Genomic DNA, 12,377 nt, shown 5'->3' on the forward strand with positions numbered 1-12,377 from the left:
CATGGCGGGGTTCTCCCGAACCCCTGCCGCGACCCGTGGCACAGGAATAGCCTCCGAGGATGACGAACCCCTCGGTTGACCGGCGCAGCGTCCTCAAGGGCGTGGCCGTCGCGAGTGCAGCGTTTGCACTTCCTCGAGCCTTCGACCCAGCGGCAGCAGCCGCACCCGCCTCCAAAGGCATCTTCGGCTACGGCGTCGCCAGCGGTGACCCGACCGGCGACTCCGTCATCATCTGGACCCGCGCGACCCCGCCCCAGCGGCACAAGGGCGACCCGGTCGCGACCCCCGGCAGCGGTCTCGGTGCCTCGATCCCGGTGCGGTGGCAGGTCGCCCGCGACCCCCGCTTCACCCGGGTCGTCGCCCACGGCCTGGTGCACACCAGCCCCGACCGCGACCACACCGTCAAGGTCGACGTGCAGGACCTCGACCCCTACACGCGCTACTACTACCGCTTCCAGAGCCTCGGCGAGTTCTCCGAGACGGGCCGCACCCAGACCGCGGGTGACATCCCCGGCGAGACCCACGCCCTGCGTCTCGCGCTCGTGAGCTGCAGCAACTACACGGGCGGGTACTTCACGGCATACCGGGCCCTCGCGCAGCGAGACGACCTCGACTTCGTGCTCCACGTGGGTGACTACATCTACGAGTACGGCAACGGCGCCGACCGCTACGGCCCGGCCTCGCTCGCCGGCGTCCGCGACAGCCAGCCCCCGACCGAGACGATCGACCTCACGGGCTACCGCCTGCGGCACGCGCTGCACAAGGCCGACCCCGACCTGCAGGCGGCGCACCGGCAGCACGCGTGGATCACGATCTTCGACGACCACGAGGTCGCCAACAACGCGTGGGCCGGGGGCGCCGGCAACCACCAGGCCAGCGAGGGCGACTACCTCGTGCGCCGGGCGCAGGCGATGCAGGCCTACCTCGAGTGGATGCCGTTCCGCCTGCCCGACCAGTCGCAGTCGACGCCGCACCGGGGCACCCGCTTCTTCCGGCGGTTCACCTTCGGCGACCTCGGGGACCTCTCGATCGTCGAGACCCGCCAGAACCGCAGCCTCCAGGTCACCGTGCCCGGCGTGCCGTTCGACGGGTTCGTCCCCGTCGGGCTCAACCCGGCCATCGACGGTGCCATCGCCCACCCCGGCCGGCACCTGCCCGAGCCCGAGCAGCTCACCTGGATCAAGGACGGACTCACGGGCAGGCGCCGCTGGCACCTCCTCGGCAACCAGGTCATGGTGACGCCCGTGCTCTACCCGGGTGCCGCGCTCGGCGCCCCCGGCCTGACGTTCGTCAACGCCGACCAGTGGGACGGCTACACCGCCGACCGCACCAACCTGCTCACGCACGCCGCGGCCCAGCCGAGCGCCGACTCGGGTGACGTCGTCGTCCTCACCGGCGACATCCACGCGTCCTTCGTCGGCGACCTGCCGGTCGCCGCGTCGCCGGGCAACCCGACCTACACGTCCGCCGGCGTGGAGTTCGTCTGCCCGAGCGTGACGAGCGACGGCTTCGTCGAGGTCCTCGCCGGCACGAAGGACCTCCTGGGCAAGCCGCCGGAGGTCGTCGTCGGCGCCACCCGGCAGGCCATCGGCGCTGCACAGCAGCTCAACCCGTGGCTGCGCTACATCGACGGGGTGAGCCACGGCTTCGTCGTCCTCGACGTCACACCCGAGCGGGTGCACGCCGACTACCACCACACGCCGGCCCCGACGAGTGCGCAGCCGGACCCGCGCACCGTCCCGACGGTCGTGCCGACCTACACCCGCAGCTTCCAGACCCTCGCCGGCAGCCGTCGCGCCACCGCGGCGAGCGGTCCGGTCGGTCCGCGCTCGGACCGTCCGCGGGGCGACTAGGTCAGCGCGAGGACGAGGCTGGCCGCGGCCCAGCTCGCCGCCGCCAGCACGGCCGCGAAGGTCCCGACCCACAGCGGGGCCGGGATGCCGGTGAGCTGGCCGAGCACGGCCGCGTCACTCCCGCGGTCGCGTCGGCCGGCGCCGACGAGGGCGCCGAGGTGGCGCCAGGCGCCGACGAGCAGCACGAAGCCGGTGGCCACGACGGCGAGCACCTGGACCTCGTCGTTGCGCCACCACCACAGACCCCCCACCGCCGCGCCCGCGGCGAGCACGGTGAGCAGTGTCCCGGCCGAGCGCACGAACACGAGGACGACGACGAGGGTGAGGAGCAGACCGAAGAGGAGCGCGCCGGCATACCCACGTGTCGCTGCCCACAGCATGAGGAGGCCGACGAGCGCCGGCATCGGGTAGCCCGCCCAGGTCGTCGCGATCCGCCCGAAGCCGCGCGCCGGGCCGACGGTGACGGCGTGGCCGGACATGTCGCCGCGGACGACGAAGCCGGTGAACCGGCGCCCCGACAGGACACCGACGACCGCGTGGCCCAGCTCGTGGACGAGCGTGATGGCGATTCGCAGGCGCAGCCAGATCGTCGGGACGAGGACGACGACGAGCGCAGCGAGCCCCGCCGTCGCCACCGCCCCCGCCGGGAGTCCGGGGGTGGCGGCGGCGAGGCGGGTGCTGAGCTCGGTGCCGACGTCCATGGGCGCAGAACGTAGCCGGGAAGGCTGTGGGGCCCCCGACCGGCCCGTGCGCCGCGTGCGTCAGCGCGTCGTGCGCGTCAGCCGGTGTATGCCGTCACGCCCACCTTGAGGGCGATCTCGTGCTGGCCCGGGCCGAGGATCGTGCCCTCCACGCGCGCGCGGGTGCGGCGGTCCATCGTCGCCGTGGGGGCGGACGTGAAGTCGTTGCCGTAGCGACCGACCCGCACGCCGTGCTTGACCCCGTCGGTTGTCTGGATGCTCACCTTGGTCTCCCAGGCGGTGGCCGAGCCGAGGTGGACGTGCGCCCAGTTGCGCAGGTTGCCGTCGCACCAGCCCCAGTACTGGGTCAGCGTTCCGACGCGGTCGTCCCAGACGGTGTAGATGCCCGTGCTGTTGACGAAGTGCGGTGTGCCGCAACCGCTCGGGGAGGTGTTCGCGCTCGCGGGGCCGACGCCGGCCAGCGTCGTCGCGAGGACGGCGGTCGCGACGGCTGCGACCCGGACTCTCTGCTTGGTCGTCATGGTGGGTTCCTTCCGGTCAGGTGGCGGACGAGCCTGCGGGGGCGGTGATGAGCTGCCACGAGTCGTAGGCCGAGTCGTAGCGCCACTCGTCCCAGTGGACGGTGTTGCGGGTGCCGTTCGGCTTGTACTCGCGCAGGTCGTAGGCGCAGCGCTTCCACGTGCCGCTGCCCCCGGCGTTGCGGCACGAGCCGGACTCCTCGCCCGTGGCGGTGCGCCAGCGGACGACGGCGGAGTTGCCGTCGGCGTCCCCGTCGTAGACCCAGAAGTTGTCGAAGTGGCGGTCGTAGCAGCTGTAGACGGGGTTCCAGCCGCCGGTGTTCCACGTCGCGCAGATGAGCTGCGCGGCCGGGTCGGCCGGGGGTCTGGGTGCGGCATGGGCCGGCGTGGGGCCGACCAGGAGGAACCCGGTCGTCGCCACGGCAAGGGTCAGGATCTTCTTCTTCACGACTCTCCCCTTCGTTGGTGGTGGGGAGAGCGTGGCGAGGACGGCTGCGCATCCACTGCGAAACCGCTGCGGACGAGCCGCAGCGATCCGGTGACGCCGGGCCTAGGAGCTCGCCCCGGGGCGCCGCGCGTGCGGGTAGGCCTCGTCGCGGTCCTGGAACGCGAGGATCGCCGGGTTGCGGATCTCGCCGTCCTGGATCTCGATCGCCCGCTCGATCGTCGGCTCGGCCGGCCACGCCTCGGGGCCGGTGAGGACGGTGCGCAGGTGTGGGAGCAGCGCCTCGCTGTTGACCCACGTGGCCGACTCCCACAGGTACGACGGCGTGTGGTCGACGGCGTAGTAGGTGACGTTGTCGCCGACGGTGAAGGTCGGGTCCTCGAACGACGTGGGTTTGGCCCAGCTGAAACCCATGCCCTCGTCGCACGACACGTCCACGATGATGCTGCCCGGCCGGAACCGGTCGAGGTCGTCCTCGACGAGAAACGTCCACGGCGACGCGGTGTCCTGCAGGACGCAGTTGACGACGATGTCGTTGTCGGCGAGGTAGGGCGCGAGAGGCACCCTGCCCGTCGTGGTCACCGCGCAGGTCTGTGACGGGTCGTCGTCGTCGTGGTCGAGGTGGACGATCTGCACCGAGTGGATCGGGGATGCCACCGCGGCGACCTTGCGGTTGGTGAGGACGCGGACGTCGGAGATGCCCAGCGCGCTCAGGCCGGTGACGGCGCCCCGGGCCGTCGCACCGAAGCCGATGACGACCGCGCGCAGCCGGCGGCCGTAGGTGCCGGTCGTGCCTGCGAGCGAGAGCGCGTGCAGCACGGAGCTGTATCCCGCGAGCTCGTTGTTGAGGTGGAAGACGTGGAGGAGGAAGCTGCCGTCACGGGCCCAGTGGTTCATCGCCTCGAACGCGATGAGGGTGAGGCGCCTGTCGATCGCCTCCTGGGTCAGCGCTGCGTCCTGGACGCAGTGCGGCCACCCCCAGACGACCTGTCCCTCGCGCATCTCGGCGAGGTCCTCGGCCTGGACCTTGGGCAGGAGGATGACGTCGCACTCGGCCAGCAGCTCGGCGCGGGTCCGGACGCCGCCGAGGGAGGCGGCGAGCGTCTCGTCGGAGACGCCGAACCGCAGGCCGTAGCCCTCCTCGACGAAGATCCGGGCGCGCAGGTCGGCATCGATCCGGTCGACGTGCTCCGGGTGGATCGGGAGCCGGTGCTCGTTCTCCTTGCGCGAGTGGGCGAGGACCCCGAGCGACAGCATCGACGCCAAGTCAGCGCTTCTTGCCGTGGAGGGTGGTCTCGATCCCGGTGGCCTCGTTGGCCTTGGCGCGCTTGTCGGCGCGCTTCTCCTTGATCGACTTGTCGGACTTCTTCGAGAGCGAGTGGCGCGGAGACTTGTCGGACATGGTGTGTCCCTCGGTTGGGAGACCCGAAGGGTCCCTGTGGTCCGACAGTACGCCCGTGGCATCGCTGCCGACCGGGGTGCATCGACCATCGTGACCAGGTGGGGCCCCGGTCAGGTCGGCTCGGGCCCGGGGTCGGGCCGGGACGGGCCCGTTCAGGCTGGGTCAGGCCCGGGTCACCCGGTGCCGGTGCGGACGACGACGACCGGGCAGTGCGCCCGGCTCAGCACGCCCTGGCTCACCGACCCGACCAGCCTGCCGCTCACGCCGCCGATCCCTCGACTGCCGACGACGAGGAGCTCGGCGCCGCGGGAGTGGTCCACGAGCGCCTTGACCGGGTCGGCCCGCAGGACATGCCGACGGACCCGGACGTCGGGGTACTGCTCGGACCATCCGGTGACCTCCTCGGCCGTGGCCGCCTGTTCCTCCGCAACCCGGGCCGCCGGGTCGTCGGAGAGCCACGGTGCGACGTACCCTCCGCTCGAGCGGGAGGGGCAGGCGTGCACGACCGTCAGAGGCAGGCGGCGCAGGGAGGCCTGGGCGAAGGCGTAGCCGATGGCCTCGGTCGAGAGCCCGGAGCCGTCCGTCCCCACGACGACGCTCGGACGCTCGGTCTCCACCACCCCGAGGCGACGCACCACGACGACGGGGCAGGAGGCGCGGACCGCGACCTCCGCCGACGTCGTCCCGAGCACGGCCCCGGTGAGAGCCCCACGCCCGCGCGAGCCCACGACCACGCACGACGCAGACTCCGAGGCCGCCACGAGGGCGGTCGCCGGGCTCTCGTCGCTCACCTGCGTCGTCACCTCGAGGTCGGGAGCCACGGTGCGGGCGCGGACCAGCGCCGTCTCGACGACGGTCCGCACGGGGTCCGGGTCCTGGGCGCCGGGTGCCACCGGCCCGGAGCTGTCCTGACGGGCGCGGGCGTGGAGCAGGTGCAGGGGCCGCTTCCGGCGCGTCGCCTCCTCGATGGCCCAAGTCAGCGCGGCGCGGCTCTCGGGAGCCGAGTCCACACCGACGACCACCGGGCCACCGTGCGCGATCGCGGGAGGCGGGCCGGAGTGGCCCGCCCCCGTCGTCCAGCCGGAAGCCGCGTCCATGCGCCGGCACCTCACTCCCTGAGTCGTCACCGACAGCCTCGCGAGGATGTGGCGTCAAGAGCAGGGTCGAACGTCCCGTCGCGCGACGGTTGCGGCGGTCAGCCGCGGGGAGTGGTCTGCTCGATGTGGGTCGCGAGGGCGCTGCGCAGCCGCGCGGCCCTGCGCGAGCGCAGCAGCGAGACGAGCTCCTCGTGCTCGCCGACGAGGCCGTGCATGTGGGGGGTGGTCGTCGCTTCGCCGAGCCGGCCGAGCCGCACGAACGCCCCGAGCTGCTCGAGCATCCGCGACAGCGTCGGCATCCGGGCGGCGCCGGCGAGGGCGAGGTGGAACTCCTCGTCGAGCCGGAGGAAGGTCTCGGCGTCACCGGCCCCGGCTGCGCGTCCCTGCTTGAGCAGCAGCAGCTCGAGCCGGTCGAGGTCGTCCTCGTCCCGCCGCTCGCAGGCGGCCGCGGTCGCCGCGCCCTCGAGCGCCACCCGCAGGGTCGTGACCTCGCGCCGGCGCTCGGGCGAGACGTCGACGACAAGCAGCTGCCGACGTGGACCGACCTCGAGCAGCCCGTCGCCCTGCAGTGCGCGCAGTGCCTCGCGGACAGGGGTGCGCGACACGTCGTGCTGCTGCGCCAGGGCGACCTCGTCGAGCGGGGTTCCCGGAGCGACGGCGCCCGACAGGATGTCGGCGAGGACGGCCTGCCGGACGCGGTCGGCCTTGGAGGTCACGGGCGCCGACCCTACTTCGCGAAGATCTGCGACTCGTCGGCGAAGGCCTTGAACTCCATGGCGTTGCCGGCGGGGTCGAGGAAGAACATCGTCCACTGCTCGCCGGGCTGGCCCTCGAACCTCAGGTAGGGCTCGATGACGAACGTCGCACCGGCCTCCTTCATCGTCGCGGAGAGCTCGTGGAAGTCGTCGATCGCGAGGACGGCGCCGAAGTGCGGCACCGGCACCTCGTGCGAGTCGACGTGGTTGTGCCCGGCGGGGCCGGGGTGGACGGCGACCTCGTGGGTCACGACCTGGTGGCCGAAGAAGTTCCAGTCGATCCACTGCTCGGCGGAGCGCCCCTCGGACAGGCCGAGCACGCCGCCGTAGAACGCGCGGGCGGCGGCGATGTCGTCTACGGGGATGGCGAGGTGGAAGCAGGGGCGAGCGGTCACGGCATACTCCTTAGTGTTTGTGTGCAAGTGACTCAAATGTATACATAAGTCCCTCGAGCGCACAAGAGCGAACCCCTCGTCGCCCCGGCGCACCGGGAGTAGCGTCGTCGACATGACCTTCGACGTCGCGGGTGACGCGTACGGGCGGTTCATGGGCCGCTACTCCGAGCCGCTCGGGCCGGTGTTCGCCGACTGGGTCGGCGTGCGACGCGGCGAGCGGGTGCTCGACGTGGGTTGCGGGCCGGGTGCGCTGACGTCGGTGCTCATCGACCGTGTGGGGGTCGACCACGTCGCGGCCGTCGACCCGTCCCCGCCGTTCATCGAGTCGATCCGTGGCCGGTTCCCCGACCTCGACGTCCGGATGGCCCCGGCCGAGCAGCTGCCGTTCGACGACGGGCTCTTCGACCAGACCCTCGCGCAGCTCGTCGTGCACTTCATGCAGGACCCCGTCACCGGCCTCGGCGAGATGGCCCGCGTGACGACCCGTGGCGGGCAGGTCGCCGCCTGCACCTGGGACCTCGCCGGTGACCGCTCGCCGCTCGCCCCGCTGTGGAGCGCGGTCCGCCGCATCGACCCAGGAGCCACCGACGAGTCCTACCTCCCGGGCGCTCGCGAGGGTCATCTCGCCGAGCTCGCCACCGAGGCCGGGCTGCTCGACGTCGAGACCGCCGAGCTGTCGGTGACCGTGACCCACCCCGACTTCGACGAGTGGTGGGAGCCCTACATGCTCGGCGTCGGCCCTGCGGGCGACTACGTCGTCTCGCTCGACCCGACCGCGCGCGACGCCCTGCGCGAGGAGTGCCGGGCGGGGTTCCCGTCGCAGGGGCCGTTCGAGGTCACCGCCGTCGCGTGGGCGATCCGCGGTCGGGCCTAGGGTGGGGCTCGTCAGCCCTGAACCCCAGCCCCCCGAACCCAGGAGACATGCCATGGCAGGAACCACCCGCACGGCCACCAACCACTGGGAGGGCGACCTCTTCAACGGCAGTGGCCAGGTCACCCTCGAGTCGTCCGGCATCGGCACCTTCGACGTCAACTGGCCCTCGCGCGCCGAGGAGGCCAATGGCAAGACCAGCCCCGAGGAGCTCATCGCCGCGGCGCACTCGTCCTGCTTCAACATGGCCTTCTCCAACGGCCTCGCCAAGGCCGGTACCCCGCCGACCACGCTCGACACGACTGCCGCCGTGACCTTCGTGCCCGGCACCGGCATCACCGGCATCGTCCTCAAGGTCGTCGGCGCCGTCCCCGGCATGTCCGCCGAGGACTTCCAGGCTGCCGCCGAGGACGCCAAGGAGAACTGCCCGGTCAGCCAGGCGCTCAAGGCCGTGCCGATCACGCTCGAGGCCAGCCTCTCCGAGTGAGCCCCGCCGTCGCCCGGCTCGGGCTGGCGCTGCTCAAGGGCAGCCGCCACCTCGACCGGAGCGAGATCGAGCTCGACGCCACCGGCCCTGTCGGCGACCGCACCTGGTGCCTCGTCGACAGGGCCGCGGCGCGCGTCCTGCGCACCGTCGAGAACCCGCGCCTGCTCTCGCTCACCGTGCGACCGATCGACGGCGGCCTCGCCGTGACCACCCTCGGCGGGCGCACGAGCGAGGCGCAGGCGCGAGACGCGGCGGACGGCATGCCGGCTGCGGACTACTGGGGTCGCGGCGCGCGGATCCGGGTGCAGGACACCGCCCTCAACGCCGTCCTCTCCGACGTGCTCGGTCGCGAGGTCGTCCTCGCCCGCGCCGAACGCGGCGACGTCGTCTATGCCGACCCGGTCTCGATCGTCACCACGGGCGCCCTGCGTCGCCTCGCGAGGACGCTGCGCGAGAACGGGTATGCCGTGCCCTCACCTCTCGATGCCCGCTTCCGGGCGACGGTGACGCTCGACGCCGACGAGGATCCGGCGTCGGGCACGCGGGTCCGCCTGGGCGACGCCGTCGTCGAGGTCACCGCGCCGCTGGAACGGTGCGCCGTCATCGACCTCGACCCCGCGACGGGCGAACGCACCGGCTCACGGCTCCTCGAGCACGTGCGCGCACCCGACGGACGGCTGCTCTTCGGGGTGGGCGCACGGGTCGTCACCCCCGGCACCGTCCGCGTGGCGTGACCAACTCACCAATTCCTCGGATCTGCCCCGGTGCGAGCAGCCGGTGGGCGACTAGCTCGCCCGCTCCTCGCGGTCGGCCACCTGACGGGCGACCTCCAGCGCGGCCCGGCGGGCGGCCCGGCTGGCGCCGATCGTGCTCGCCGACGGCCCGTAGCCGACGAGGTGCACCCGCGGGTCCGCCACGGCGGTCGTCGCCGCCTGCACGTTGCCCGGCACGCGCTCGAGCGGGATCCCGCCCTGCGGCCCGCGCAGCCCGAGCGGCTCGAGGTGGTCCACGGCGGAGCGGAACCCCGTCGCCCAGAGGACGACGTCGGCGGGCTCGGTCGTGCCGTCGGCCCACCGCACACCGTGCGGCACGAGGGACTCGAACATCGGCCGCGGGTCGTCGTACGCACCGAGCCGGGCGGCCCCCTGCTCCTGCTCGCGCAGCATGAGCCCGGTCGCCCCGACGACGCTCGTGGGTGGCAGTCCGGCCACGACCCGCTTCTCGACCTCGGTGACGACGGCCAGACCCGCCTCGGGCCCGAACTCGCCGGTCCGCCACCGCGGCGGTCGACGGGTCACCCAGAGGGTGTCCGCCACGGGGGCGAGCTCGCCGAGGAACTGCACCGCAGAGGCCCCGGCCCCCACGACGACCACCCGCTTGCCGCGCAGGTGCTCCACGCCCGGGTAGGTCGCGGTGTGGAACTGCTCGCCCTCGAAGTCCGCGGCGCCGGGGTGGTCCGGCCAGTGGGGCCTCGTCCACGTCCCGGTGGCGTTGACGAGGGTGCGGGTCAGCCAGTGGCGCTCGACGCCGTTGGTGGTTCCGTGGATGACGAGCAGGTCGCCCTCGCTCGTCACCGCCGTGACGGTGACTGGTCGGACGACGGGCACGTCCTGGCGCCGCTCGTACTCGGCGAACCACGCCGGCACCGCCTCGTTGGCCCGGGCGTGCGACCGCTTCGGCGCCGGCTGGCCCGGCAGGTCCGCGACACCGTGCACGTCGTGCATCGTCAGCGAGTCCCACCGGTGCTGCCACGCCCCGCCCGGCGCTGGGTTCGCGTCGAGCACGAGGTGGTCGACACCCCGCTGGGTCAGGAAGTACGACGCCGCTAGACCACCCTGGCCGGCGCCGAGCACGATCGAGTCCCAGACCTCCACGCTCGTTGAACACTCAACCGCCCCGCCGTATGCCGTCACCCCCACCCACCCCGACTGATTGCCCCACGGAGAGGCGCCGGGGCCGTCCGGCGCCTCGCCGTGGGGCAATCAGTCGTAGAGGGAGACCCGGCGGGTGGAAATGCATCGTCAACCTATGTAATCTGGAGCGATGACCACACCGGAGCACGCACCCGTCGACGGCGACGCCCTGCTGCGCTCCGTGGCCCGGCTCCACCGCTGGGCGACCCGGCACGCCCACCTCGACGTGCCCCCGGCCCAGATGCGGCTGCTCGCCCTCGTCGGCGACATCGGCCCGGCCCGGATCGGCGACCTCGCCGAGGCCGACCACTCGAGCCAGCCGACAATGACCGCCCAGGTCCAGCGGGCCGAGCAGCACGGCTGGCTCACCCGCGCCACCGACCCCGACGACGCCCGCGCGAGCCTCATCGCCCTGTCGCCGGCCGGTGAGGGCGAGCTGGCCAAGGCCCGGGCCTCGCGCAGCGCGGCGGTCGTCCCGCTCCTCGAAGGGCTGAGCGCCAGGGATGCCGCCACCCTCACCCGCGCCGTGGCGATCGTCGACCGCCTCGTCGACTCCACCACCGGCTGAGTCCGCGCCCACCGCGCCGGACGTGCTGGATCCCAGCAGCTCCCCCGCGGAGGTGAGGCGCCAGCGCTCCGGGGCCCACGGCATACGCATATGTATAGGAAACCAATATGGAAAGGCACGACATGACCTCCCCCACCGAGACCTCGATGTGGCGCCAGCCGCGTCCCGTCTGGGCGGTGGCCTTCGCCTCCGTCATCGCGTTCATGGGGATCGGCCTCGTCGACCCCATCCTCAAGCCCATCGCCGACGAGCTGGGGGCCTCGCCCTCGCAGGTGTCGCTGCTGTTCACGAGCTACATGGCGGTCATGGGTGCGGCGATGCTCGTCACCGGCGCCGTGTCGAGCCGGATCGGTGCCAAGCGCACCCTGCTCACCGGGCTCGCGATCATCATCGTCGGCTCCGCGCTCGCCGGCACCCAGGACGGCGTCACCGGCATCGTCGCGTTCCGCGCCGTGTGGGGGCTGGGCAACGCGCTCTTCGTGGCGACCGCGCTCGCGACCATCGTCCGCTCGGCGCGCGGCTCGACGGCGCAGGCGATCATCCTCTTCGAGGCGGCGCTCGGCGTCGGCATCGCGACCGGCCCGCTCATCGGCGGCCTGCTCGGGGAGCTCTCGTGGCGCGGACCGTTCTTCGGCGTCGCCGGCCTCATGGTGCTCGCCCTCGTCCTCACGACGGTCATGCTGCCGCCGACCCCGCCCGCCGCGAAGCCCACGAGCCTCGCGGACCCGTTCCGTGCCCTGAAGCACCGCGGGCTGCTCACCGTCGCGATCACGGCGATGCTCTACAACTTCGGCTTCTTCACCCTGCTCGCGTTCACGCCGTTCCCACTGGGGCTCGGCGCGATCCAGATCGGCCTGATCTTCTTCGGGTGGGGCCTCATGCTCGCGTTCTCGTCGGTCTTCGTCGCGCCGCGGCTGCAGCACCGCTTCGGCACGCTGCCCTCGATCTGGGCCGCGATGACGATGTTCGCCGTGATCCTCGCCGTCATGGCGCTCTTCACGACGTCCAAGCCGACCCTCATCGTCGGGGTCGTCCTGGCCGGCTTCGCCCTCGGCATCAACAACACGCTCATCACCGAGGCCGTCATGAAGGCGGCGCCGGTCGAGCGCGGTGTCGCCTCCGCGGCCTACAGCTTCGTCCGGTTCTCCGGTGGCGCAGTCGCACCGTGGCTCGCCGGCAAGCTCGGCGAGGAGGTCAGCGCGCACGTGCCGTTCTGGGTCGGCTCCGGTGCCGTCGTGCTCGCCATGGTCGTCCTGTATGCCGGTCGCACGGCTCTCGCGCACCTCGACCGTGAGGAGTCGGTCGAGGATGAGCGGCTCGACGAGGCGATGGCGCTCTCGCTCACCGACTGACCCCGGCGCCGCCGGTGGAG

Annotated in this window: 15 protein-coding genes; 6 read left to right on the plus strand and 9 right to left on the minus strand. The window is 72.6% G+C overall.

Features of this window, described 5'->3' with window-relative positions; all coding sequences use genetic code 11:
* Positions 1 to 59 precede the first annotated feature (59 nt).
* Positions 60 to 1,853, plus strand: a complete 1,794-nt coding sequence (locus KLO01_RS06950) for an alkaline phosphatase D family protein (protein WP_147063520.1) — start codon at positions 60 to 62, stop codon at positions 1,851 to 1,853.
* Here KLO01_RS06950 and KLO01_RS06955 read toward each other — a convergent pair.
* From KLO01_RS06955 to KLO01_RS06985, 8 genes are all read right to left on the minus strand, one after another.
* On the minus strand, positions 1,850 to 2,554 hold the full coding sequence (locus KLO01_RS06955) for a M50 family metallopeptidase (RefSeq protein ID WP_147063522.1): 705 nt from the start codon (positions 2,552 to 2,554) through the stop codon (positions 1,850 to 1,852). The two genes, KLO01_RS06950 and KLO01_RS06955, sit on opposite strands and share 4 nt — an antisense overlap.
* A gap of 77 nt (positions 2,555 to 2,631) precedes the next feature.
* Complete coding sequence (locus KLO01_RS06960) at positions 2,632 to 3,075, minus strand: hypothetical protein (RefSeq protein WP_147063524.1); 444 nt, start codon at positions 3,073 to 3,075, stop codon at positions 2,632 to 2,634.
* Positions 3,076 to 3,091: 16 nt separating this feature from the next.
* Positions 3,092 to 3,520: a hypothetical protein gene (locus tag KLO01_RS06965; protein WP_147063526.1), complete on the minus strand. Its 429-nt coding sequence runs from the start codon at positions 3,518 to 3,520 to the stop codon at positions 3,092 to 3,094.
* Between the two features lie 102 nt (positions 3,521 to 3,622).
* Complete coding sequence (locus tag KLO01_RS06970) at positions 3,623 to 4,774, minus strand: N(5)-(carboxyethyl)ornithine synthase (RefSeq protein ID WP_147063716.1); 1,152 nt, start codon at positions 4,772 to 4,774, stop codon at positions 3,623 to 3,625.
* 10 nt (positions 4,775 to 4,784) lie between these two features.
* The gene (locus tag KLO01_RS17490) at positions 4,785 to 4,919 is read right to left on the minus strand and encodes a hypothetical protein (protein WP_275938373.1); all 135 of its coding nucleotides are present in this window, start codon (positions 4,917 to 4,919) and stop codon (positions 4,785 to 4,787) included.
* Between the two features lie 173 nt (positions 4,920 to 5,092).
* The gene (locus tag KLO01_RS06975; protein ID WP_147063528.1) at positions 5,093 to 6,016 is read right to left on the minus strand and encodes a universal stress protein; all 924 of its coding nucleotides are present in this window, start codon (positions 6,014 to 6,016) and stop codon (positions 5,093 to 5,095) included.
* A gap of 98 nt (positions 6,017 to 6,114) precedes the next feature.
* A complete protein-coding gene (locus tag KLO01_RS06980) occupies positions 6,115 to 6,732 on the minus strand; it encodes a GntR family transcriptional regulator (RefSeq protein ID WP_147063530.1) in 618 nt (205 codons plus the stop codon).
* A gap of 11 nt (positions 6,733 to 6,743) precedes the next feature.
* The gene (locus KLO01_RS06985) at positions 6,744 to 7,166 is read right to left on the minus strand and encodes a VOC family protein (RefSeq protein WP_147063532.1); all 423 of its coding nucleotides are present in this window, start codon (positions 7,164 to 7,166) and stop codon (positions 6,744 to 6,746) included.
* Between the two features lie 112 nt (positions 7,167 to 7,278).
* Here KLO01_RS06985 and KLO01_RS06990 point away from each other — a divergent pair, with 112 nt between their 5' ends.
* Genes KLO01_RS06990 through KLO01_RS07000 form a run of 3 tightly spaced genes read left to right on the plus strand, consistent with a single transcriptional unit; the run spans position 7,279 to position 9,258 of the window.
* Positions 7,279 to 8,040, plus strand: coding sequence for a class I SAM-dependent methyltransferase (locus KLO01_RS06990; protein ID WP_147063534.1), 762 nt, complete (start codon positions 7,279 to 7,281; stop codon positions 8,038 to 8,040).
* A 52-nt stretch (positions 8,041 to 8,092) separates the two neighbouring features.
* On the plus strand, positions 8,093 to 8,524 hold the full coding sequence (locus KLO01_RS06995) for an OsmC family protein (RefSeq protein ID WP_147063536.1): 432 nt from the start codon (positions 8,093 to 8,095) through the stop codon (positions 8,522 to 8,524).
* Positions 8,521 to 9,258, plus strand: coding sequence for an MOSC domain-containing protein (locus tag KLO01_RS07000; RefSeq protein ID WP_147063538.1), 738 nt, complete (start codon positions 8,521 to 8,523; stop codon positions 9,256 to 9,258). The genes KLO01_RS06995 and KLO01_RS07000 overlap by 4 nt, the downstream gene beginning before the upstream one ends.
* A gap of 51 nt (positions 9,259 to 9,309) precedes the next feature.
* Here the strand turns inward: KLO01_RS07000 and KLO01_RS07005 are convergent, their stop codons facing one another.
* Positions 9,310 to 10,398, minus strand: a complete 1,089-nt coding sequence (locus KLO01_RS07005) for an FAD-dependent oxidoreductase (RefSeq protein ID WP_147063540.1) — start codon at positions 10,396 to 10,398, stop codon at positions 9,310 to 9,312.
* A gap of 169 nt (positions 10,399 to 10,567) precedes the next feature.
* Between KLO01_RS07005 and KLO01_RS07010 the strand changes: the two genes are divergently transcribed.
* Together KLO01_RS07010 and KLO01_RS07015 are read left to right on the plus strand one after the other, a co-directional pair.
* Entirely contained in the window at positions 10,568 to 11,005 is a 438-nt protein-coding gene (locus KLO01_RS07010) for a MarR family winged helix-turn-helix transcriptional regulator (RefSeq protein ID WP_147063542.1), read from the plus strand.
* A gap of 107 nt (positions 11,006 to 11,112) precedes the next feature.
* On the plus strand, positions 11,113 to 12,357 hold the full coding sequence (locus tag KLO01_RS07015) for an MFS transporter (protein ID WP_246136096.1): 1,245 nt from the start codon (positions 11,113 to 11,115) through the stop codon (positions 12,355 to 12,357).
* Positions 12,358 to 12,377 lie beyond the last annotated feature (20 nt).

Source organism: Knoellia locipacati, from assembly GCF_007992835.1.
GTDB classification, from domain to species: Bacteria; Actinomycetota; Actinomycetes; order Actinomycetales; family Dermatophilaceae; genus Knoellia; species Knoellia locipacati.